At 68.1% G+C, this 23,110-nt stretch carries 20 protein-coding genes; 11 read left to right on the top strand and 9 right to left on the bottom strand.

The window, feature by feature from the left end:
• From ON38_RS20010 to ON38_RS20000, 3 genes are all read right to left on the bottom strand, one after another.
• Positions 1 to 965, bottom strand: a 965-nt coding sequence (locus ON38_RS20010) for a lytic transglycosylase domain-containing protein (RefSeq protein WP_245564120.1), incomplete at its 3' end; no start/stop codon positions are given.
• A gap of 159 nt (positions 966 to 1,124) precedes the next feature.
• The gene (locus tag ON38_RS20005) at positions 1,125 to 1,715 is read right to left on the bottom strand and encodes a DUF1003 domain-containing protein (RefSeq protein ID WP_039826420.1); all 591 of its coding nucleotides are present in this window, start codon (positions 1,713 to 1,715) and stop codon (positions 1,125 to 1,127) included.
• A gap of 14 nt (positions 1,716 to 1,729) precedes the next feature.
• Entirely contained in the window at positions 1,730 to 3,010 is a 1,281-nt protein-coding gene (locus tag ON38_RS20000) for a magnesium transporter MgtE N-terminal domain-containing protein (protein ID WP_039826416.1), read from the bottom strand.
• Between the two features lie 57 nt (positions 3,011 to 3,067).
• Between ON38_RS20000 and ON38_RS19995 the strand changes: the two genes are divergently transcribed.
• From ON38_RS19995 to ON38_RS19985, 3 genes are all read left to right on the top strand, one after another.
• Positions 3,068 to 4,012 (top strand): HpcH/HpaI aldolase/citrate lyase family protein, encoded by a 945-nt coding sequence (locus ON38_RS19995; RefSeq protein ID WP_039826415.1) that lies wholly within the window; start codon positions 3,068 to 3,070, stop codon positions 4,010 to 4,012.
• A gap of 711 nt (positions 4,013 to 4,723) precedes the next feature.
• The gene (locus ON38_RS19990; RefSeq protein WP_030522047.1) at positions 4,724 to 5,215 is read left to right on the top strand and encodes a YflT domain-containing protein; all 492 of its coding nucleotides are present in this window, start codon (positions 4,724 to 4,726) and stop codon (positions 5,213 to 5,215) included.
• A gap of 3 nt (positions 5,216 to 5,218) precedes the next feature.
• Positions 5,219 to 5,800: a suppressor of fused domain protein gene (locus tag ON38_RS19985; RefSeq protein WP_083872875.1), complete on the top strand. Its 582-nt coding sequence runs from the start codon at positions 5,219 to 5,221 to the stop codon at positions 5,798 to 5,800.
• Positions 5,801 to 5,813: 13 nt separating this feature from the next.
• Here ON38_RS19985 and ON38_RS19980 read toward each other — a convergent pair whose 3' ends face one another.
• Positions 5,814 to 6,887 carry a magnesium and cobalt transport protein CorA gene (locus ON38_RS19980; protein ID WP_039826414.1) on the bottom strand — a complete coding sequence of 358 codons (1,074 nt, stop codon included), beginning with the start codon at positions 6,885 to 6,887 and terminating at the stop codon, positions 5,814 to 5,816.
• A gap of 139 nt (positions 6,888 to 7,026) precedes the next feature.
• On the opposite strand from ON38_RS19980, the gene ON38_RS19975 reads away from it, so the two are divergent.
• From ON38_RS19975 to ON38_RS38075, 6 genes are all read left to right on the top strand, one after another.
• Positions 7,027 to 7,881 (top strand): PHP domain-containing protein, encoded by an 855-nt coding sequence (locus ON38_RS19975; protein WP_039826413.1) that lies wholly within the window; start codon positions 7,027 to 7,029, stop codon positions 7,879 to 7,881.
• Positions 7,878 to 8,144 carry a hypothetical protein gene (locus tag ON38_RS19970; protein WP_039826412.1) on the top strand — a complete coding sequence of 89 codons (267 nt, stop codon included), beginning with the start codon at positions 7,878 to 7,880 and terminating at the stop codon, positions 8,142 to 8,144. Before ON38_RS19975 ends, ON38_RS19970 begins: the two co-directional genes overlap by 4 nt.
• 526 nt (positions 8,145 to 8,670) lie before the next feature.
• A complete protein-coding gene (locus tag ON38_RS19965; protein WP_039826411.1) occupies positions 8,671 to 9,876 on the top strand; it encodes an NAD(P)-dependent malic enzyme in 1,206 nt (401 codons plus the stop codon).
• A 351-nt stretch (positions 9,877 to 10,227) separates the two neighbouring features.
• Positions 10,228 to 11,100 carry a glycine betaine ABC transporter substrate-binding protein gene (locus tag ON38_RS19960; protein WP_245564119.1) on the top strand — a complete coding sequence of 291 codons (873 nt, stop codon included), beginning with the start codon at positions 10,228 to 10,230 and terminating at the stop codon, positions 11,098 to 11,100.
• A 212-nt stretch (positions 11,101 to 11,312) separates the two neighbouring features.
• The gene (locus ON38_RS19955) at positions 11,313 to 12,797 is read left to right on the top strand and encodes a DHA2 family efflux MFS transporter permease subunit (RefSeq protein ID WP_039826409.1); all 1,485 of its coding nucleotides are present in this window, start codon (positions 11,313 to 11,315) and stop codon (positions 12,795 to 12,797) included.
• Positions 12,798 to 13,061 (top strand): helix-turn-helix domain-containing protein, encoded by a 264-nt coding sequence (locus ON38_RS38075; protein WP_083872873.1) that lies wholly within the window; start codon positions 12,798 to 12,800, stop codon positions 13,059 to 13,061. It begins immediately after the preceding gene.
• Positions 13,062 to 13,272: 211 nt separating this feature from the next.
• Here the strand turns inward: ON38_RS38075 and ON38_RS19950 are convergent, their stop codons facing one another.
• The 4 genes from ON38_RS19950 to ON38_RS19935 all read right to left on the bottom strand — a co-directional run bounded on the left by ON38_RS19950 (position 13,273) and on the right by ON38_RS19935 (position 18,565).
• Positions 13,273 to 15,066 (bottom strand): AMP-dependent synthetase/ligase, encoded by a 1,794-nt coding sequence (locus ON38_RS19950; protein WP_039826418.1) that lies wholly within the window; start codon positions 15,064 to 15,066, stop codon positions 13,273 to 13,275.
• A gap of 127 nt (positions 15,067 to 15,193) precedes the next feature.
• Positions 15,194 to 16,117 carry an alpha/beta hydrolase gene (locus ON38_RS19945; RefSeq protein WP_039826408.1) on the bottom strand — a complete coding sequence of 308 codons (924 nt, stop codon included), beginning with the start codon at positions 16,115 to 16,117 and terminating at the stop codon, positions 15,194 to 15,196.
• 22 nt (positions 16,118 to 16,139) lie between these two features.
• Positions 16,140 to 17,024: an SDR family NAD(P)-dependent oxidoreductase gene (locus tag ON38_RS19940; protein WP_083872872.1), complete on the bottom strand. Its 885-nt coding sequence runs from the start codon at positions 17,022 to 17,024 to the stop codon at positions 16,140 to 16,142.
• Positions 17,021 to 18,565, bottom strand: coding sequence for a flavin-containing monooxygenase (locus ON38_RS19935; RefSeq protein WP_039826405.1), 1,545 nt, complete (start codon positions 18,563 to 18,565; stop codon positions 17,021 to 17,023). Before ON38_RS19935 ends, ON38_RS19940 begins: the two co-directional genes overlap by 4 nt.
• 67 nt (positions 18,566 to 18,632) lie before the next feature.
• Between ON38_RS19935 and ON38_RS19930 the strand changes: the two genes are divergently transcribed.
• Positions 18,633 to 19,265: a TetR/AcrR family transcriptional regulator gene (locus ON38_RS19930; RefSeq protein WP_039826404.1), complete on the top strand. Its 633-nt coding sequence runs from the start codon at positions 18,633 to 18,635 to the stop codon at positions 19,263 to 19,265.
• Between the two features lie 3 nt (positions 19,266 to 19,268).
• Here ON38_RS19930 and ON38_RS19925 read toward each other — a convergent pair whose 3' ends face one another.
• The gene (locus ON38_RS19925; protein ID WP_051164995.1) at positions 19,269 to 20,519 is read right to left on the bottom strand and encodes an MFS transporter; all 1,251 of its coding nucleotides are present in this window, start codon (positions 20,517 to 20,519) and stop codon (positions 19,269 to 19,271) included.
• 734 nt (positions 20,520 to 21,253) lie between these two features.
• Between ON38_RS19925 and ON38_RS19920 the strand changes: the two genes are divergently transcribed.
• Positions 21,254 to 23,110, top strand: a 1,857-nt coding sequence (locus tag ON38_RS19920) for an RNA polymerDNA-directed RNA polymerase subunit B (protein WP_039826403.1), incomplete at its 3' end; no start/stop codon positions are given.

The following is a 23,110-nucleotide window of genomic DNA, read 5'->3' as shown; positions in this document are numbered from 1 at the left end:
CAGGGAATCGGCGGCAGGCCCGGGATCCGGATCATGGGTGCGGGCCGCGGGGCCGGTGCCGGCAGTGCGGGCGGAGGCGGCGGAACCTGGTTCTCGGTCTGCGCGGCCAGCAGATCCCCCGGGCCGGGCGGGAATTCGGTCGGTGTACTGCCCGGCGGAACGAGATCGGGTGAAACGGTGACCGGCGCCGGTCGGCCGCCGGTCCGGTAGGCGGCCGACCAGCTCAGCACATTGGCCGCGTACGACATGGAATTGTTATAGCGCAGCACCGCCCGCAGTTCCTGTTGCGGGTCACGCAGATTCAGGCCGCCCGAGCACAGGTACTTCCCGGCGCCGAGCGCGGCGTCGAAGACGTTGTGCGGATCGGCGCGCCCGTCGGCGTTGCCGTCGGCGGCGTAGCGCGACCAGGTGCTCGGCAGGAACTGCATGGGTCCCAGCGCCCGGACATACCCGCCGTCGGCCGCGCGGATCACTTCGTTGCCGGGCAGCGAGCCGTCCAGTGCCGGACCGAAAATGGGCGGATCGGTGGTCCCGGCGGCATCGGTGCGGCCGTTGCTCGCGTGGCCCGATTCGATCCGGCCGATCCCGGCCAGCAGATTCCAGGTGACACCGCAGCCCGGCGTCGAGGACTGCAGGGCCAGTTCGGCATTGCGGTAGGCCGCGAGCACGATCTCCGGAATGCCGAGCGCGCCGCCGCCCCGCGGCAGATCGATGGTCTGCAGGGGGACCACACCGCCGAAGGGCGGGATCCCGTCGGCGGGTGAGGGGCTGAGGGCGCGAAGTTTCCGGGGTGTCGAGCGCTCGACCGGCAACATTCCGAGTGTCTGGGGCAGTGGCGCGTCGGTGGTCGGATCAGGGTCTTTCAGCTGATCGGTATCGGCGGCGAGCCGAGCCCCGGGAGCCTCCGGGGGAGTCGACGAGAAGGTCGTGTGGGCGGCCGAACCGCTCGCTACCAGGCCTGCCATGACCAGAGCCGACATTGCCACAGGGGTAGGTATCCGCATTCGGCTCCACCGTTCCTCTATGTCACAGGTGAGCAACCGTCCCGGACATTCCCGGACGGCGTGCTCGGGACAACGTGATCCAGGTTACCTACCGGTCAGGAGCATATTGCGGATTTCCGGTCATTCATCCGCGACAGGCGACGAAACAGAGCCCGTAACCGGCTTGTGACCGGAGGTTTTCTTGCGTTTCGGCTTGGCAGACTTTTCCGGGCGCGTCGGACCGACACCCGCCGCCGACTCGAGGCGATCGAGAGCGTCGCGGATCTCGTCCAGTTCCCGCCTCAGATAGTCGCGGGTGGCCACTTCGCCCACCGCGAGCCGCAGGGCGGCCAGTTCGCGCGCCAGGAATTCGGTGTCGGCCTTGGTCTGCGCGGCCCGTAACCGGTCCTCCTCCAGCGATACCCGGTCGCGGTTGTCCTGCCGGTTCTGCGCCAGCAGGATCAGCGGCGCGGCGTAGGCGGCCTGGGTGGAGAACGCCAGATTCAGCAGGATGAAGGGATAGGGATCCCAGCGCAGCGTGATGAAGAAGATGTTCAACGCGATCCAGACGATCACCACCACCGTCTGCAACGCCAGATAGCGTCCGGTGCCCAGGAACCGGGCGATGCGTTCGCTGCCGCGCGCCAACGCCTCGGCGTCCCAATCGAATCGGAACCGGGATTCCACCGGTGTCTCCAGTCGCTGCCGGGCCGCCGCCGCCGCCCGGCTCACCGTGCTCTTGTCCGTCACTGCCGTACACCCTCGAACAGTTGCTCGTCCTCACGCCAATCACGCGGCAGCAGATGATCCAGGACATCGTCCACGCTCACCGCGCCCAGCAGATGATTCTGCTCATCCACCACCGGTGCGCACACCAGGTTGTAGCTGGCGAAATAGCGGGCCACCGCGGTGAGCGGCGCCTCCGGGCGCATGGTGGTCAGATCGGTGTCCAGCAGCCCGCCCACCAGATGCGCGGGCGGTTCCCGCAGCAGCTGCTGCAGATGTACGCACCCCAGATAGCGCCCGGTCGGCGTCGCCGTCGGTGGCCGCACCACGAAGACCATCGAAGCCAGTGCGGGCGTCAGGTCGGGATTACGGACCCGGGCCAGCGCCTCCGCGACGGTCGTCGAAGGCGTCAGGACCACCGGCTCGGGCGTCATGAGACCGCCCGCGGTGTCCGGGGAGTGTTCGAGCAGGCGGCGCACCGGCTCCGATTCCTGCGGATCCATCAGTGTCAGCAGCGATTCGGCCTCGTTCTCCGGCAACCCGCCCAGCAGGTCGGCGGCGTCGTCGGGGTCCATGGCCTCGAGGACGTCGGCCGCCCGGCCGATATCGAGCTTGCCCAGCAACTCCAGTTGATCGTCGCCGGACAACTCCTGGACCACATCGGCGAGCCGTTCGTCGTCGAGCGCCACCGCCACCTCCAGCCGGCGCTTCTCCGGCAGTTCGCGCAACAGGTGCGCGACATCGGCCGCGCGCTGACCCTCGAACTGTTCGAGCAGCGTGCTCACATCCTGACCGGGCCGCCCCAACTCGTACGGCGTGAGCCCCTGAACCCGGGCCCAGTCGACCACGTGCACGGTGCGCCGCCGCCCGAGCCGGCGGTGCCCGCGCACCGCCACCCGCGACACCCGCCAGTCCCGGGTGCGGGTGAGCGCGATCCCCAGATCGACCACGTACACATCCACCCCGGCCAGATCCGGCAGATCGGGATCATCCACCCGTACCGCGGAGTCGACGATCTGCGCCATGGCCAGCACCTCACCGGGCCGCTGCGCGAAACGCCGCAGACTCACATTGCCGGTATTGAGGGTCACCGAACCGGGTTCGATGGCGGTGACACGCAGCATCGGGACGAAGATCCGGCGACGGGTCGGCAGCTCCACCACCAGCCCGTGGACACGCGGTTCCTGCCGGTCGTACCGGACGGCGACCACCACGTCGCGCACACGGCCGATAGACTCGCCGTCCGGCCCCAGCACCGCCAGGCCGGTCAGCCTGGCGATATACACCCTGGTAGCTGCCATGGGTGTCAGGCTAGATGTTCCGGGGCCGGACCGGGCCGACCCCCAGGAGAGTTGTTGATGAAGCCGCGCCGTTCCGTGCTCGCCGTGCCGGGCAGCAATCCCAAGATGATCGCCAAAGCCAAGGGCCTACCGGTCGACGAGGTCTTCCTCGACCTCGAAGACGCGGTCGCCCCCGAGGCCAAGGCCGCGGCCCGCGCGAATATCGTGGCCGCGCTCAACGACTCCGGCTGGGGCGAGCAGCTGCGGGTGGTGCGGGTCAACGACTGGACCACCCAGTGGACCTACGCGGATGTGATCTCGGTGGTCGACGGCGCCGGCACCGCACTCGACGCGATCCTGCTGCCCAAGGTCACCGACGCAGGCCAGGTGCGCGCGCTGGATCTGCTGCTGGGCCAGCTGGAGCGAGCCAACGGTATCGAACCCGGCCGCATCGGTATCGAACCCCAGATCGAGAACGCGCTGGGCCTGCGCAATATCGACGAGATCGCCACCGCCAGCCCGCGGGTACAGACCCTGGTCTTCGGCCCGGCCGACTTCATGGCCAGCATCAATATGCGCACCCTTGTCGTAGGTGAGCAGCCCGAGGGCTACGACACCGGCGACGCCTACCACCACATTCTGATGACCATCCTGCTCACCGCCCGCGCCCACGGTCTCCAGGCCATCGATGGCCCCTACCTGCAGATCCGCGATATCGACGGCTTCCGCCGGGCCGCCGGCCGCACCGCCGCCCTGGGCTTCGACGGAAAGTGGGTGCTGCACCCGAGCCAGGTCGACGCCGCCAACGAGATCTTCAGCCCCCGGCAATCCGACTACGACCACGCCGAACTGATCCTCGACGCCTACGCCTATCACACCTCGGCCGCCGGCGGCGCCCGTGGCGCGGTGATGCTCGGCGACGAGATGATCGACGAGGCCAGCGCGAAGATGGCGGTGGTGATCGCGGAGAAGGGGCGGGCGGCGGGGATGCGGCGGACGTCCACCTTCACGCCACCGGAGTAAGAGTTCGTCCGGCGGTACCGGACGGGCCGGACCGGAATCGCGGTGCTCGAGGGACCGCCCGCGGTTCCGGGCGCATGATGCTGTCGAATCGCCCACGGCCCGGGAACCCCCCCAGCCACACTGGTCGGCGGCTTTGCCGGTGGAGTGCTCGCTCATCGGGTGCGGGCTCGCTCGCGAAGACCGGGGCCTTTGCTCGCCAAGGCCACGGTTGCGCCTTGCTCGCCAAAACCACGGGGTGGACCTGCTCGCGAAGGGTGAGGCGTGGACCTGCTCGCGAAGGTGCTGTGTTTTTGGCGCGCTGGCGCGCGCGGGGTTGAGGCCCCCTTGTGTCTCGCCGTTTCGGCCTCGAGACTCGCGCCTTCGGCGCATGCGCTTTCGAGGCCGAAACGGCGAGACGGGCCTCAACCCTTCAGGTGTCTCGCAAAACTCGACACATGCGGTTGCGTCGGCATTCGATGTCCGGAACGGATGCCGACTCGACCGCACTGGCCGCCCTGCGTCCGATCACCTTCACGAACAGCAGCACCCTCTCGGCGCCGAGTTCAGCGAGGTTCTGAAAGGGTCGAGGCCCGTCCCGCCGTTCAGCGCCCGAAGTGCATGCGCGAAGCGCGAGTCTCGGGCGCTGAACGGCGGGACCGAGGGGGCCTCGACCCTGCCCCGCCGGAGGCGGGGCAATGAACACAGCGGCGCCAAATAAGACAGAATGGACGTATGACGAACCCTCTTGGAGGCTCGAATCGCGGTAGGCAGGGTCTGCCCACGCCCCCTTCCGGGTGGCCGGTCGGTTCGTATCCGACCTATGCCGAGGCGCAGCGTGCGGTGGATCATCTGGCGGACAATCAGTTCCCGGTGCAGAACGTGACCATCGTCGGCGTGGACCTGATGCAGGTCGAGCGGGTGTTGTACCGCTTGAACTGGGGCAAGGTGATCGGCGGGGGTGTGGTCTCGGGTGCGTGGCTCGGGTTGTTCCTGGGCTTGTTGCTGAGCCTGTTCACCACCAACGGTATGGCGGGCCCGCTGGTGGTGGGCCTGGTCGGCGGCATCATCTTCGGGGTCATCTCGACGACCATCCCGTACGCGGCCACCCGGGGGCAGCGGGATTTCGCGTCGACCATGCAGTTGGTCGCGGGCCGTTACGACGTGCTGTGTGATCCGAAGACGGCCGAACAGGCCCGGGATCTGCTCGCGAAGCTGGCCATCTAGCGAATGGACGTGATCGAACGCGTCCGGACGGCCGTGGCGGATTTCTTCGGGGTGGACGCGGCCGCGGTGGATACGGCTTCGATGACTTTCCTGGGTCTGGAGCCGATCGAGATCCTGCGTATCCCCGGCGACGGTGTGACGCACTATCTGACGGTCGGGGGATCGCGGCATCCGATGGGTGATCCGGGGGATCTGCACGCCGACCCGGTGCGTGGTCCGCGGGCGGAGCTGGTGCTGACGGTGCGGTCGGCGGCCGGCGCCGGGGCGGGGGTGGCCCGGACGCTGGGGGTGCTGGCCGCGGCGCCGGCGGTCGAAGGTGTTGTGCTGCAAGCGGATGCGCTACTGGACCTGGGTGAACCGATCTGGCGGGAGGCGCCGTTCACGGCGGTGCTCTTGGGGAGCGGGGAGATCCCGGAGATCGATCTACCGGATCCGGCGGAGCCGGTGCGGTATTTCACGGTGACGCCGGTGACCGCGACCGAGGCGGCCTGGGTGCGGGTGCGCGGCGCGCAGGCGCTGCGGGACGCCTGGGCCGAGGCCGGGATCGATGTGCTGGATCCCGGCCGGGGTGCGGCCTCGCTCTAGCGGACGGTTCCGGTCAGAGCCAGTCGTTGCGGCGGAAGAGCGCGAGCAGCGTCAGGCAGATCGCGAGAATGACCACGAGCACCACGGGGTAACCCCAGCCGGTCTTCAGTTCCGGCATGTGCTCGAAGTTCATCCCGTAGATCCCGGCGATCATGGTCGGCACCGCGGCGATGGCGACCCACGCCGATATCTTGCGCATATCGGTGTTCTGCTGGACGGTGATCTTGGTGAGCGCGGCGCTGATGAGGGCGCTGAGCGAATCGTCGAAATCGGTGATGCGTTCGGCGACACCGGTGTGGTGGTCGGCCACATCCCGCAGGTAGCGCCGGATCTCCGCGTCGATCGGCAGTTCTTCCTTGTGCACCAGCAATTGCAGTGGCAGTGCCAGCGGGTTGACCGCGCGACGTAGTTCCACCACTTCGCGTTTGAGCTGATAGATCGCTTCGACGGTGATCCGGGTGCGCGGAGTGAACACCTCTTCTTCCATGGCGTCGATATCGAATTCCACCGCCTGCACGACGTCGATATATGAATCGACCACATGGTCGGCGATGGCGTGCAGCACCGAGCCCGTGCCCAGCCGCAATCGGCCGGGGTCGTCTTCGAGGCCGCGGCGCACGGCCGCGAGCGGCGAATGTTCGCCGTGCCGGACGGCGATCACGAAATCGGGTGCGGTGAAGATCAGCAGTTCGCCCGTTTCGACGATTTCGCTGATCGTGTGCAGTTCGTGCTCCCGGTAGGCGACCGTGCGCATGACCATGACGAGGGTGTCGTCGTAACGCTCCAGCTTGGGCCGCTGATGGGCCTGTACCGCGTCCTCGACGGCGAGGGCGTGCAGCCCGAATGTCTCCGCCACCTCACCCATCTGGTCGGCATCGGGGTCGTGCAGACCGAGCCAGACGAAACCGCCGCGTTCGCGGGCGGCGGCGAGCGCCTTCTCGTGGGTGTACCGGCCCGGGAGACGCCTGCCGTCCACGTACACCGCGCAGTCGACGACCGCGCGCGCCGTGGGCACCCGGATATGCGGTACCGCGGTGGCACGCCGCGTCCGTCCCGGACCATGGAACGGCAGCGGTATCGAAGGCACGCGTCGATGCTACTTCGCGGTGGTACGCGGGCCGGGATCCCGCGGAAGCTCCGGTCACCGCGGCCCGGGTGCGGCGTCGCGGCCCCGCTTGCGGCCCCGCACCGGTGGTGCATCGGACGAGCACTGGAAGACTGGACGGGTGCGCATCGATCTGCATACCCACTCCACCGCCTCCGACGGCACCGACAGCCCGGCCGAACTGGTGCGCAATGCGGCCGATGCCGGGCTGGACGTCGTCGCGATCACCGATCACGACACCACCGCCGGCTGGGCCGAGGCCGAGGCCGCCCGTCCGGCCGGGCTGACCCTGGTCCGAGGAATGGAGATGTCGTGCGTGGGCCGCGGCGTCGACGGCTACCCCGTATCGGTGCATCTGCTGGCCTACCTGTTCGACCCTGCCGACAGCGGGTTCGCGGCCGAACGGGAGCGGTTGCGCGCCGAACGGGTCGAGCGGCTACGCGCCATGGCCGAACAGATGGCCGTCGACGGGCTACCGATCGATCCGGACGCGGTGCTGGCTGCCGCCGGCCCCGCCGCGGGCCGCCCGCACCTGGCCCGCGCCCTGGTCGAAGCGGGTGTGGTGCCCTCGGTGGAGGCCGCCTTCGCCGATCTGCTCGCCTCGGACGGCCCCTACTACGTGGAGAAGGCCGATACCCCGCTGCGCTGGGCCGTAACGATGATCGCCGCGGCCGGCGGCGTCAGCGTGCTCGCCCACGGCCGGGCCCGCAGCCGGGGCCGGCTGCTGGACCTGCAGGAGGTGCGCGACCTGGCGTCGCACGGACTGGGCGGACTGGAGGTCGATCACCCCGACCACAACCCGCGGGACCGGGCGATGCTGCGTGAACTCGCCGGCGAATGCGGACTGCTGGCGACCGGGTCCTCGGACTACCACGGCGCCAACAAGACCATCGGCCTCGGCGAATGCACCACCGACCCGGCACAGTTCGAGAAGCTGGCCGGCCGGGCCACCGGCGTACCGGTGCTGGCCTCATGAGACCGGTGCGCGCCGTCAGCGGTGTGGCGGCAGCCGGGCTGGTGCTGCTGGCGCTGGTCGTCGTCGGTGCGGAGTTCATCGGCGAGCGCCGTGGTTTCCCGGGGCCCGGTGCCGAATCGGTGGCCTGGCATATCGTGGTCGCGGTGATCGCCGTTGGGGCGCAAGTGTATTCGGATCGGGTGCGGGGCGCGGCGAGTCTCGGTGCGGCAGTGGTGGTGCTGGGTTCCGGCGCGATCCTGCTGTGGACCCAGTGGTGGGGCTGACCGGCCGCGGGAGACGTACCGATCCCGGGTTCACCCGGCCGCCCGGGAAACTTCGAGGTGTCTCACCGGATCGGCGCGCCGCCCGCGAGTTTCCGCTCACGGGAAGGTAATGCTCACGGCCTACGCTGACCCCCGTGGTGTCCGAAACGCGCAATCCGCCGGGCCCGGTTTGGCGAACGGCCCGGGACCTGGCAGAATGTTGCGGATTCCCGATCGTTGCCACCGCCGGGTCGGGGATATCAGGCGCCCGCCGCTCCGCGACGCACCGTCGCGACGGGAAACGGGCACCGGTCGAGTTCATTCGGACCAACCCGTCCGAAATCCACCCGGACCGTCGCTGCCCGAAATCAGCGCCACCGTCTATCACCCTGTGTCCGGGGTCCCCGGGACTTCCGGGTCCTGGTCGCGCCGGGAAACATCCTGGTCGCGCCGCCGATGAACGATATGACGCAGATAACACCAAATACCCGGCGGTAACCGTCCACCGGTTACGACCGCAACCAGCAGGAGTGAAATCGTGTCCTCTGTGACTGACGCACCGAACGCCACCGCCAGCAAAGAAGAGGTCCAAGATCTCGCGGCGATCACTCACGAGGAGATCTTCGCGGGTCACCTCGGCGGCAAGCTCTCGGTCGAGCTCAGCTCGCCGCTGGAAACCCAGCGCGACCTATCGATCGCCTACACACCCGGTGTGGCCCAGGTGAGCCGCGCCATCGCCGAGGACGAGAGCCTGGCCAAGCGCTACACCTGGACCGACCGCCTGGTGGTCGTGGTCAGCGACGGCTCCGCGGTGCTCGGCCTCGGCGATATCGGCCCGCGCGCCTCCCTCCCGGTCATGGAGGGTAAATCGGCGCTGTTCAAGAAGTTCGCCGGGCTCGACTCCATCCCGATCGTGCTGGACACCAAGGACGTCGACGAAATCGTCGAAACCCTGATCCGCCTGCGTCCCAGCTTCGGCGCGGTGAACCTGGAGGATATCTCCGCTCCCCGCTGCTTCGAGATCGAGAAGCGGGTCGTGGAGGCCCTCGACTGCCCCGTCATGCACGATGACCAGCACGGCACCGCCATCGTGGTGCTGGCCGCGCTCAACGGCGCCGCCGCAGTGCAGGGCCGCGCGACCTCCGGCCTCAAAGTGGTCGTGTCGGGCGCCGGCGCCGCCGGTGTCGCCTGCACCAATATCCTGCTCGCCGCGGGTGTCGCCGATGTGACCGTGCTCGACTCCAAAGGCATCGTCAGCCGCGACCGCGCCGATCTCAACCCGGTCAAGGCGGACCTGGCCCAGCGCACCAACCCGCGCGGTCTCACCGGCACCGCCGCCGACGCCCTCGTCGGCGCCGATGTGTTCCTCGGCCTGTCCGCGGGCACCATCGCCGAAGAGCTCATCGCCTCGATGGCGCCGGAGTCCATCGTGTTCGCCATGTCCAACCCGGATCCGGAGATCCACCCCGACGTGGCCCACAAGTACGCCGCCATCGTCGCCACCGGGCGCAGCGACTTCCCGAACCAGATCAACAATGTGCTCGCCTTCCCCGGCGTGTTCAAGGGCGCGCTCGACGCGGGCGCCCGGCGCATCACCGAAGGTATGAAGATCGCGGCCGCCAACGCCATCCTCGGCGTCGTCGCCGACGAACTCGCCGTCGACAAGATCGTGCCCAGCCCGCTCGACCCCCGCGTCGCCCCCGCGGTGGCCGACGCGGTCGCCGCCGCCGCCCGCGCGGAGGGCGTCGCCTGATAGATCGTTCCGCCTTACCCGGGCGGTAACCGCAACTACAGCACTCGGCCGCCACCCTGGGCCGGGTGCTGTAGTTTTTGGCGCCGCCGAAGGCGCGCCAAAAACACAGACCTTCGCGAGCAGGCCGACCTCTTACACCTTCGCGGCTCGGTTACGTCCGAATCCGGGGAACCTGTGCCCGGGTCCGGCTCTGGTCGGGGCCCGTCGGCGCACCCCGGACATCTCCCGCCGCGCCCGGTTACCCGACCGCGGGGACCCTGTAGATTCCTGAGGGTTGTCGGGGCGCCCGGACGGGGTGCGGCGGGCTGGTTACGGAAGTGGGTGTCTCGCGCGATGGTGCTGGCGGCGTCGATGCGTGTCGTTGCTCGGATGCTGGTGCCGGTGCTGGCCGGGCTGGCCGTCTCCTGTGGTGCCGAGGAGGCCGAACCGCTGGTGGTGGGAGCGCAGGGGGCGGCCGAGTCGCGGGTCCTGGCCGATATCTACGCGCAGGCGCTGGCGCGAACGGGCGCGGCGGTTCGGGTCGAGCCGGGGCTGGGCGGCCGGGCGGAGGTGCTGGCGGCGCTGGACGCGGGGACCGTCGCGGTCGCCCCGGACCACAACGGCGCGCTGCTGGCCGACCTGAACGTGGGGGCCGAGGCCACGACCACGAAGGCCGTCACGCGGGAGCTGAACGGGTCACTGCCGCAGGGGACCGTCACCGCCGACGCCGCCGACGGCGCGGACTTCGAACCGCGGGTTCTGGTCACCGCCGCTGTCGCCGAGCAGCGCGGGATCGATTCGGTGGAGCAGCTGGCTACGCAGTGTCCATCGCTGGTCGCCGGTATCGCCGCTGTTCCCGGATTGTTCGAGCTACCGCAGGTGGCGGGGAAGATCTCGGGTTGCGCGTTCGCCTCGACCGAGGTGTTCCCCGGGCCCGGGGAACTGCGCCGGGCGCTGCTGGAGGGACGGGTCCAGGCCGCGGTGCTGGCCGGCCCCGCGGAATTTCTGCCGGGCGGTACGGAGGGGCTGAAGGTACTCGCCGACCCGGAGGACGCCATCAGGCCGGAGAATCCGCTCGCGTTGGTGCGCAAGGGGGCGCTGGACGATCGGCAGCTGGAGAAGCTGAACTACGTGGCCGGTGAACTCACCACCGACGAGCTCGCGACCTTGGTGCTGCGGGTCCGGGACGAATCCGCGGACCCGGGGGAGCTGGCCCGCACCTGGCTGGACGCGCACGGTCTCTGAGCAGGACCGGGATCGGTCCGATATGCCCGGAATGTTGGCGCGGTGCGCGGCGTCGTACCTGGAGTCCGGAGTGGCCACGGAACGAGCAGGCTGCGGTTGTCGTGCCCCGTCCGTACGGTGAGCCGGTAGTCCCAGATGGTGTGTCCGCGTGACGCGCCGCGACAGATCCACGAAACGGCGCATCGGGCGCCGCTCGGACAGGAACGGAAGCTATGCCCACTCAACGCAATCCGTGGCTCGCATTAGGTGCGCTGGTCGTCGGATTCTTCATGATCCTGCTCGATGTGACCATCGTGGCGGTCGCGAATCCGGCGATCATGGCCGATCTGCACGCGGATATCTCAGAGGTCATCTGGGTGACCAGCGCCTATCTGCTCACCTACGCGGTACCGCTGCTGATCACCGGGCGGCTGGGTGACCGGTTCGGCCCGAAGAACATCTATCTGCTCGGGCTCGCGGTGTTCACGCTCTCCTCGCTGGCGTGTGGGCTGGCGGGGGATATCGAGACCTTGATCGCCGCGCGGGCCGTGCAGGGCCTGGGCGCGGCATTGATGACTCCGCAGACCATGGCGGTGATCACCCGGACGTTCCCGCCGGATCGCCGGGGCGCCGCCATGGGTATGTGGGGGGCGGTCGCCGGGCTGGCGACGCTGGTCGGCCCGATCCTGGGCGGTGTACTGGTAGACGGTCTGGGCTGGGCGTGGATCTTCATCGTGAACGTGCCGGTCGGAGTGGTGGCCTTCGCGCTCGCCGTCTGGCTGGTGCCGTCGTTGCCGACCCATGAGCACAAATTCGACCTGGTCGGCGTGGTGTTGAGCGCGGTCGGCATGTTCCTGCTGGTGTTCGGTATCCAGGAGGGCAATACGAGCGACTGGTCGGCGAAGATCTGGGCGATGATCGCGGCCGGGATCGTGGTGCTGGCCGTGTTCGTGGTGACCCAGGCACGCGGGTCGGGCGAGCCGTTGCTGCCGCTGCCGCTGTTCCGGGACCGGAATTTCTCGCTGTCTAATCTGGCCATCGCCAGTATGGGCGCGGCCGTGACCGCGGTGATGGTGCCGATCTACTTCTACCTGCAGGCCGTGCATGGTATGTCGCCCACCCGGTCGGCGCTGGTGCTGGCTCCGATGGCCGTCGTGACCGGGTTCGCCGCCCCGGTGATCGGCCGGCTCTCCGACCGGATGCATCCGCGGATCATTCCGACCATCGGGTTCTTGACGTTCGCGATCTCCATCTTCTGGTTCGCCCTGGTGATGCGGGATCCGCACGCGAATATCACCTGGATGGTCGTCGCGGGCGCGGTGGCCGGCGCCTCGAACGCCTGTATCTGGGCGCCGCTGGCGACCACGGCCACCCATAATCTGCCGATTTCGCAGGCCGGGGCTGGGGCGGGCGTCTACAATACGACCCGCCAGGTCGGATCGGTGCTCGGCAGTGCGGCGATCAGCGCCCTCATCGCCGCGCGGATGAGCGCGGCGGGTCTCGGCGATGCGCCGGCCGGAGAAGGTATGGGTGGCGGCCAGGTGCCCGAGCCGGTGAAGCAGGCGTTCAGTACCGCGCTGAGTCAGGCCACCTTGCTGCCGGCCGCGCTGCTGCTGGTCGGTGTGATCGCCTCGGCCCTGTTCATCCGCTTCGTGCCGGTCGGCGCCCCGACCGGTGACGCCGCCGCAGTGCACAAGGCGGACTCGCTGACGGGCTAGGTGTCCTGCCCGAGCGGTCGGGACTGCGGACGGCCGGTGGTGTTCGCCGAGTGCGGTGTGGAGTTTCGCCCGCCGGCGACACGAGGAGAGTTCTCGGCCGCTACGAAAAGGCGCGGCCGGTCGCTCAGGTTGTCGCCATCCGGTGTGGTTCGCGAGCTGCTGGTCGAACGGGGCTACTCGGGCCTCACCGTCGACGCTGTGGCAGCGAAGGCCGGTGTGGGCAAGCCGCGATCTATCGGCGGTACGCCACGAAGCAAGAACTGATCTTCTCTGAGCCGGCGGAGACCGCCGCGGTAGCGGTCGCCGCGAAGTTGCATGGACGGTACGCGGTTGTAGCCCTACCGACGGCGGCATCTCGGCTGACCGAACCGCCCCACATCCTCCGGAGACGACACGATCGTCGCGACCTCCCGGGAGGTCGCGACGATCGGGTGACGCCGGGGCGTGCGTGCCGGGCGGCTGCGGTATGGCGGACTCAGCTGTAGATCTTGTCCACCTCGGCGGCGTACTGCTTCATGACGACCGCGCGCTTCAGCGACATCTTGGGGGTCAGCTCGCCGGTTTCCTGGGTCCAGTCCGAGGTCAGGATATTGACCTTCTTGATCTGCTCGGCCTTGGACACCTTCTTGTTGGTCTCGGCGACCGCGGCCTCCACCTCGGCGACCAGGGCCGGGTTCTCGACCAGTTCGGCGATCTCCACCTCGGCGGCGACCCCGTTGCGCTCCTTCCAGCCCGGCAAGGCTTCCGGGTCCAGCGTGATGAGCGCGCCGATGAACGGTTTGCCGTCGCCCACCACCATCACCTGGCCGATCAGCGGATGCGCGCGCAACTCGTCCTCCATGGGCGCCGGGGAGACGTTCTTACCGCCGGCGGTGACCAGGATTTCCTTCTTGCGGCCGGTGATGGTGATGAACCCGTCGGCGTCGATGGCGCCCAAGTCGCCGGTTTTGAACCAGCCGTCGACGAACGCGTCCGCGGTGGCCTGCTCGTTGCCCCAGTATCCGGCGAAGATCACCGGCCCGCGCAGCAGTAATTCGCCGTCCTCGCCGATCTTGGCGGCGTGACCTTCCAGTGGGCGGCCGACCGACCCGACCCGGATGTGGTCGGGAGTGTTCACCGCGACCGCGGCGGTGCTCTCGGTGAGGCCGTAGCCCTCGAAGATGGTGACACCGACACCGCGGAAGAAGTGCCCGAGCCGGGCGCCCAGCGGCCCGCCGCCGGAGACCGCGGCCTGGCAGTTGCCGCCCAGGGCGGCACGCAGTTTGCCGTAGACCAGTTTGTCGAACAGTGCGTGCTTGGCGCGCAGCACCAGGCCGGGCTTCCCGGCGCCCAGGGCCTCGCTGTACTCGATCGCGGTGGCCGCGGCGGCGTCGAAGATCTTGCCCTTGCCCTCGTCGTGGGCCTTCTGCTTGGCGGCGTTGAAGACCTTCTCGAAAACGCGCGGTACCGAGAGCACGAAATCGGGCCGGTGCTCGGCGAACTGCTGGACCAGCGTGCTCCAGTCGGAGGTGTGCGCCAAGGTGACCTTGGCGTCGAAGGCGGCCAGGCTCACCGCGCGGGCGAAGACATGCGCCAGCGGCAGGAACATGAGGGTCTTCTTGCCGGGGGTCAGGAACGACGCCAGCGCGATCCGGTCGGCCCGGGATTCGGCCCAGAGGTTGGCGTGGCTGAGCATGACGCCCTTGGGCCGGCCCGTGGTGCCGGAGGTGTAGATCAGGGTGGCCGGGGAGGCCGCGTTCACCTGGGCGCGCCGATCATGGACGACCTGCTCGTCGAGTTCGGCACCGCGCCGGACGAGTTCCCCGATCGCGTCCTCGTCGATCTGCAGGGTCTCGCGCAGCGCGGTCAGTTCGGCGGGATCGATCTCGTCGATGACGGCGCGGTGCTTGTTGTTCTCGACGACCAGCAGCGCGGTGGCCGAATCCTGCAGAATCCAGCGGGCCTGTTCGGCCGAGGAACTGTCGTAGATCGCCACGGTGCAGCCGCCGGCCGCCCAGATGGCGAAATCGAGCAGGGTCCACTCGTAACGGGTGGCGGCCATGATGGCGACCCGGTCGCCCAGTTCGATACCCGAGGCGATGAGGCCCTTGGCCACATCGGTGACCGCTTTCGCGAACTCCGCGGCCCGGACATCGCGCCAGCCGCCCTTGCCGTCGGGGACGTTGAACATCACCGCGGCGGGGGATTCCTTCGCGAAGCGGAACACGTTGTCGGAATTGTTCGCGTCCTCGGGGATGGTGTAGGAAGCCGGGGCTTCGAACTCGCGCATCATTGCCTTTCCCTGTTTGCCAACTCGTCGGTAATTTACGCCACCGGAACCGGGCGGGGCGCGGGCCACCGGTAAACGCCCTGGATCTCACCCTGGGACCAGGGCGAAACGCGTCCCGATCAGGCTCTCATCCTAGGTCGCGCAGCGGTAGCTGATCGACGGCTTGCCGCAGGAAATCGGCCATTTCGGTCAGCGCCGCGGCAGCTGGGCCCACCAGGGCGGCCTGTAGCTGGGCGACATGCCAGAGCCCGCGGCTCTCGGTGAACGAGACGCTGACCCCCGCCGCGCGCAGGGCCGCGGTGAGATCGACGCACTGCGGGTGCAGTAGTTCGTCGACATCGGCCTGGACGTAGACCGGGGGCAGGCCGGCGAGGACGCCGTGCAGCGGCGCGTAGCCGGTATCGGCGGGATCGCCGGTGCCCAGATAGGCGGCGGCGCAGGCCCGTGACCACGGTCCGTTCACGACAAGATCGCGGGGGCGTTCGGCGAGCTGGTTCGGATCGACCCACGGCGCGATGAGACCGAGCGCGGCGGGGGTGTGGCCGTGCCGGGCGATGAGCCGCTGGGCCAGCGCCAGGGACAGTCCACCACCGGCCGAATCGCCGGCGATCGCGATCCGTTCCGGCCGGTAGCCGTGCTCGGCGACCAGTTCGAGGAACGCGGCCTCGGCGTCGTCCAGTGCCGCCGGGTAGGCGTGTTCCGGGGCCAGCCGGTAGTCGAGGGCGTAGACCGGTAGCCCGGTTCCGGCGGCGAGCCGGCCGTTGAGCGAACGGTGGGTGGCCAGCGAACCCACGGCGTAACCGCCGCCGTGCAGGTACAGTACGGCGGCGGGTTCGGCCGGAGGGGGGCCGGCCGGTGTGAGTCGCTCGGCCGGCCGCCCGCCCAGGCGGATGCGTTCGACTCCGATGCCCGCCGGTACGGGCTGCAACGCCGAACCGGCGTCGATCAGGGCCCGCTGGACCCGCCAGGGCAGCCGGGAATGCAGCGCCACCCGGTACATCGAACCCAGGACGGCCCGCGCCAGCGGCAGTGGCAGCGCGATATCTCGCATGTCGTTCCTTCTCCGGTGCCGATCAGGGCAGGAAACGTCGTTCGACGCCGACCGCGATGCGCTGGTAACCGGCGGCGGCGGTGCGGACGAACAGATCCAGCAGCTTGGCCTCCCAGCCGATCAGCACCCGGCCGCGGCCCTTGCGGACACCGTCGACAATGGTCTGCGCGGCCATTTCGGGACTGTGGATGGCGAGGTACTTGTCGAACATCGAGCTGGCGTTCGCGCCGTCGATATCGTCGCTGTAGGTGGCATTGCGGGCGACGGCGGTCTTGATACCGCCGGGGTGCACGCAGGTGACCTTGACCGGCGCGCGGTCCACCAGCATTTCCTGGCGCAGCGCCTCGGTGAAACCGCGGACGGCGAACTTGGCCGAGTTGTACGCGGCCTGCCCGGGTACCGCGATCAGGCCGAAGAGGCTGGACACATTCACCACATGGCCGTCACCGGATTCGAGGAGGAACGGCAGGAACGCCTTGGTCCCGTTCACCACGCCCCAGAAATCGACATCCATGATGCGTTCGATGTCTTTGAAGTCGGTTTTGACGACATCGCCGTGGTGGGCGATACCCGCGTTGTTGTAGATCTGGTGTACGACGCCGAAATGCTGTTTCACCGCGTCGGCGTAGAGCAGCACGGCCTCGCGTTCGGCCACGTTGACCCGGTCGGACTTCACCTCCGCGCCGAGCTCTTCGCAGCGGCGGGTGGTCTCGGCGAGGCCTTCGGTATCGATATCGGAGAGGGCCAGTTTCGCGCCGCGCCGGGCAAGGTTGATCGCCAGCGCCCGCCCGATCCCGGAGCCGGCCCCGGTGATCACACAGACTTTGTTGCGGAAGTAGGAATCATTGCGCCCTCCCGCCGCCCGGCCTCCACCCCTGGGGGAATCACTTCGTGATGCTGTATTCATGCGGTGACAACTTTCAAGTCGGGGCGAGCGGCCGCGTCGGCAGCCGTCGTCGTATCGTAGGCGGCGACGTCGAATTTCCTTGTGATGCGGCGGAATTCGAAGGTGAAGTCCGGCCAGAGGGTCGTATTGTTGCCGTGCTTGTCCAGGTACCAGCTGGCGCAGCCGCCGGTGCTCCACACGCTCTTGGTGAGCTTCTTCTGCAGGGCGGAGTTGTAGGAGTCCTGCGCCGAGCGGCGCACCTCGACGGTGCGCAGACCCTGGCGTTCGAAGGTGGCCAGCGCGTCGGCGATGTAGTTGATCTGGGATTCGATCATGTACACCATCGAGGTGTGGCCCAGGCCGACATTCGGGCCGAGCAGGAAGAACATATTCGGGAAGTTGGCGATCGCCGAACCCTTGTACCCCTGCTGGCCGATATCGTCGAACACCTCGGTCAGGCTGCGGCCGTCGCGACCGTAGATGGTCTCGTAGGCGGGGGAGTCGGTGACGTGGAAGCCGGTGGCGACCACGATCGCGTCGACCTCGCGTTCGGTGCCGTCTTTGGTGACGATCGAATTCGCGCGGATCTCGGCGATCCCGTCGGTCACCACGTCGACATTGTCGCGGTCCAGGGCGGGGTAGTACTCGTTGGAGATCAGCATGCGTTTGCAGCCGATGCGGAAGTTCGGGGTGACCTTCTTGCGCAGTTCCGGGTCGCGGATCTCCATGGCCAGTTTGGCCTTGGCCAGAGCCTCGAACCCGCGCATCAGCGGCGGGAACTTCGCCAGGCCGACCACCTGGGTCTCCCGGGCGGCGTAGATCGCGGCCCGGGACAGGCGCTGTACGCCCGGGATGTGCTTGAACGCCAGCCGCTCGGGCAGCAGGTAGGGGCGGTCCAGCCGGGGCAGCAGCCAGGGCGCGGTGCGCTGGTAGACGTCGAGATGGGCGACGCTGCCGGCGATGGCCGGGACGATCTGGATGGCCGAGGCGCCGGTGCCGATGACCGCGACGCGTTTACCGGCCAGGTCGGAATCGTGGTTCCAGCGTGCCGAGTGGAAGATCTCGCCCTCGAAGCTGTTGATGCCTTTGATATCGGGCAGGTTGGGCTCGCACAGCGCGCCGACCGCGGAGACCACGGTATCGGCGGTGAAATCGCCCTTGGTCGTGGTCACCTCCCACCGGGAGGTTTCGGCGTTCCAGCGGGCGCCGGTGACATCGCAGTCGAAGAGGTGCTTGTCGCGCACGTTGTACTTGTCGGCGACACCCTGGATATAGGCCTGGATCTCGCCCTGCCGGGAGAACGAGCGCGACCAGTCCGGATTCAGGGCGAAGGAATACGAGTACAGGTGCGAGGGCACATCGCACGCGGCACCGGGGTAGGTGTTGTCACGCCAGGTCCCGCCGACATCGCTACCGCGTTCCAGTACGAGGAAATCCTCGCGGCCCTGCTGGGTCAGCCGGATGGCGAGGCCGAGGCCGGCGAACCCGCTGCCGATGATGATCGTCCGCAGATGACGGGTGGGCTGGTTAGCGACAGCTTTGTCTGTAACCTTGCGACTCATATAATGAGCGTAAGGGCTTATTGAGTAGCAGTCAACAGTATTGAACGGCATTCAGTAGGATGGACAGGTGAGTACGAGCCCGGAAGCACCCGTCAAACGCGTCCGATTGAGCCCGGACGAACGGAAGACGCAGCTGATAACGCTCGGTGTGAAGATGCTCGGCGAACGGGCGATCGAGGACATATCGGTCAGCGAGATCGCGGACCGGGCGGGCATCTCCCGGGGACTGCTGTTCCATTACTTCCCCACGAAGCAGGACTTCCAGCTCGAAGTGATCCGGCACGCCAACGCCGAACTGCTGGCCCGCGTCGTTCCCGATCCCACGCTGAGCCTGTTCGAAATGCTGCGCGACTCGGTGGGCCGCTATATCGACTACGTGAGCGAGAACCGCACCTCGTACCTGGCCCTGCTGCGCGGACCCACCAGCTCCAGCCCCGAGCTGGCCGCTATGGTCGAGCAGACCCGGCATGCCATCGTCGACATCATCCTCGCCCAGGTGCCGCTGTCGCCGGAGGAGCGCGAGCAGCCCCGGCTGATGCTCGTGGTCCGCGGCTGGGTGGCGTTCACCGAAGAGACCACCTTGTCCTGGCTGCTCGGCGAATCCCTCTCCCGCGACGAACTGATCGAACTGCTGGTGGAGTCGCTGGTGGCCCTGTCCATGGCCGTGAACCCCGCCCTCGCCGCCGCCTTGCGCCCCTGAGGTTCACCCGGTCGGCCGCGCCGAGCGCGCCGGTACGGCCTCCGGGTGTTCCGGCGCTCGGTCGAGACGCGGCAGCAGCAGTGGTGTCATCAACAGCAGCGCCCCGGCGAGCGCTATCGCTGCGCGGATTCCGATCCAGGCGGCGAGCAGGCCCCACAGCGCGGTGATCACCGCGATGGTGACCTTCTTGCTCACCGACCAGGCGGCCAGCACGCGGGTCGCCCGGTCGGCCGGTAATTGCTCCAGCCGGTAGGTGGCGAATACCGGATTGAACACGGCCATACAGACGATCACGGCGGTCTGGACCACCAGAACGAGTGCCAATCCGCCGGCGCCGGCGGTGACGGCGCCCAGCGCGACCGGCCAGCACACCCGCAGAATCCCGGACACCCGCAGCACCCGCCCGCGCCCGTACCGGTCGACGAGCCGGGGCGCGAGCCGCGCACCGACCAATCCGCCCAGGCAGGGCAGCGCGAACGCGAGCCCGAATTCCCAGGGCGCGAAGCCGAGCTGCCCGAGCATGAGCACCGCCATCAGCGGCTGGGTCGCCATGATCAGCGCGCCGACGAGGGCGTCGTTGCAGAGCAGCGGGCGGAGCCCGGGATGGTTCAGTACGTATCGCCAGCCCTCGAATTGCGCCCCGGGGTGAGGCGTGTCGGGGCGGGCCGGGCGCGGTTCGCGGTCACCGAACGCGCGCAGGCACGCCGCCGAGGCCAGATAGCTCAGGCCGTCCGCGACCAGGGTGGCCATCGGGCCCAGCAGCCCGATGGCGGCGCCACCCAGCGGCGGCCCGAGCACGATGGCGGCCCAGTTCGTGGATTCGAACCGGGCATTGGCCACCAGCAGATCATCCGGCGCCACCAGGCTCCCGAGGTAGGCGCCGGACGCGGCGGTGAAACCGATGTCGGCGGCCGCGGCGACAATCGCGACCACGAATAGCTGTGCGAAGCCGAGGGCGTCGAACGCGAAGGCGATCGGGATGCTCAGCAGTGCCGCGCATCGGATCAGGTCCATGGCGATGAGGACCGGCCGCTTGCGGCGGAACTCCACCCACGGGCCCAGTGGAATCGCCACCAGGGCGCCGACCGCCAGGCCGGCCGCCGCCAGCAGCGAGACCTCGGCGGGTCCGGCGTGCAGGACGAGGACGGCGACGAGGCCGAAGGCATTGAATGCCAGCGCGGTACCGAAACGGCTCACCGCGTAGGCGGCCCACAGCCGGCCGAACCGCTGTCCCAGGGACCGCCCATTCGCCATTCCGGCATACCTCTCGCTCGTGCGTTCTCGCGTCGACCTGGGCGAGCAAAGCAGAAAGCGCGCGCCGCGATCAAACAACCGCGGTGGTGCCGGCTACAACCGTTCGTTGTATTCCATGATGGATTTCCGGGAAACAGCACCCCGGTGTGTGCCGTAATTCGCGGGAGAGATATATTCGAGTGGGACGGGTAGTGAATTGCATCGGAGCGATGCCCGTCTCCCGGCTCCCGAATTCTTCTCGCACTCGCCCCGGTGTTGCCGGCCCGGTTCGTCGGATGCGGTACACCCGGTGTGAACGTTCTCGGCACCGGCCGGGTAGGTAGTCCTGTGGCCGAACGTGTTCGGGGTCCTGCCGGGCCCGGGCACCTGCTCTGACGTTCCGCGCTCGAACCTCGCAGGATATTTCCGGCGGATTTTCGCCATGCGGCTTGACGCCGGGTGGGCCGGGGTGTCATTATCAAAATAGAACGCACCGGAAAACGGTTGCTTTATTTTTCATGTCTCTCGACATTCGTCGATTTCGTGTGTAAATTCAGGACTTCGCGCCGGGGTGCGTGCTGTCCGACTCTCGAAATATGAATTCACCGTGGAAAGCGGCGCGTTCTGCGTCTCGCTGCCACGGCGCGTCGTCGAGTCCGGTCCGGACGGTTTCCGCCCGCGGTGCGTGATCCGAATAACGCCCACTGGACAAGCAGATACGTGACGCCCTACCGCGCAGGTATGGGCGGCGTGCGGTGCTGGAAGGACGCATCTTGGCACTCTCCGATCAGACCGAGGTCGCTGTCGCGACATCCGCCCGGAGCCGAATCCCCGGGAGCCCCGCGCGGCTCTCGTTCGCCCGAGTCCGTGAACCCCTGGAGGTGCCGGGACTGCTGGAAATCCAGACCGAATCGTTCGGCTGGTTGGTCGGTGCGGCCGCCCAGCGGGAACGGGCGGCCGCACGCGGCGAATCGTTCGCCGGCGGGCTGGCGGAAGTACTCGCGGAGATCAGCCCGATCGAGGACTTCGCGGCGACCATGTCGCTGACCCTGTCCGAACCCCGCTTCGAAGAGGTCAAGGCCTCCGTCGTCGAATGCAAAGACAAGGACATGACCTACGCGGCGCCGTTGTTCGTCACCGCGGAGTTCATCAACAACAACACCGGCGAGATCAAGAGCCAGACGGTCTTCATGGGTGATTTCCCGATGATGACCGACCGCGGCACCTTCATCGTCAACGGCACCGAGCGCGTGGTCATCTCGCAACTGGTGCGTTCGCCGGGTGTGTACTTCGATCACTCCGTCGACAAGGCCACCGAGAAGGATCTGCACAGTGCGCGGGTCATCCCGTCCCGCGGCGCGTGGCTGGAATTCGATATCGACAAGCGCGACACCGTCGGTGTGCGGATCGACCGTAAGCGGCGTCAGCCGGTGACGGTGCTGCTCAAGGCCCTCGGCTGGACCACCGAACAGATCACCGAGCGATTCGGTTTCTCCGGTGTGCTGATGTCCTCATTGGAAAAGGACAACACAGCGACCACCGATGAGGCACTGCTCGACATCCACCGCAAGCTCCGCCCGGGCGAACCGCCCACCAGGGAATCGGCGCAGTCGCTGCTGGAGAACCTGTTCTTCTCGGAGAAGCGCTACGACCTGGCGGCTGTGGGCCGCTACAAGATCGACAAGAAGTTCGGTGTCCGGCGGGACGCGCCGGGCGGCCCCCGGGTGCTCACCGAACAGGACCTGGTCACCATCCTCGAATACCTGTTGCGGCTGCACGCGGGGGAACGCACGATGACCGGGCCCGGCGGCGTCGAGGTGCCGGTCGAGGTGGACGATATCGACCACTTCGGTAATCGCCGCGTGCGCACCGTGGGGGAATTGATCCAGAATCAGTTCCGGGTGGGGCTGTCCCGGATGGAGCGGGTGGTCCGCGAGCGGATGACCACCCAGGACGTCGAGGCCATCACTCCGCAGTCGTTGATGAATATCCGTCCGGTGGTGGCCGCGCTCAAGGAGTTCTTCGGAACCTCCCAGTTCTCGCAGTTCATGGACGAGCGCAACCCGCTCGCGAGCCTCACGAACAAACGCCGCCTGTCCGCGCTCGGGCCGGGTGGCCTGTCCCGGGACCGGGCCGGCCTCGAGGTGCGGGATGTGCACTACAGCCACTATGGGCGAATGTGCCCGATCGAGACGCCGGAGGGTCCGAATATCGGGCTGATGGGCTACCTGTCGGTGTACGCGCGGGTGAATCCGTTCGGGTTTCTCGAAACGCCGTACCGGAAGGTGATCGACGGCACCGTGACCGACGAGATCGTCTATCTGACCGCCGACGAGGAGGACCGGCATATCGTGGCGCAGGCGAATGAATCGCTCGATGCCGCGGGCCGCTTCGTCGAATCGCGGATCGCGGTGCGGCGCAGGTATTCCGAGGTAGAGCTCGTCGATACCGATCGGGTCGATTACATGGACGTGTCGCCGCGGCAGATGGTGTCGGTGGCGACGGCGATGATTCCGTTCCTGGAGCATGATGATGCCAACCGTGCTCTGATGGGTGCGAATATGCAGCGTCAGGCCGTGCCGTTGATTCGTTCCGAGGCGCCTGTGGTGGGT

This window comes from Nocardia testacea NBRC 100365 (genome assembly GCF_000308775.1).
GTDB classification, from domain to species: domain Bacteria; phylum Actinomycetota; class Actinomycetes; order Mycobacteriales; family Mycobacteriaceae; genus Nocardia; species Nocardia testacea.
This window is presented reverse-complemented; position numbering and strand designations above follow the sequence as displayed.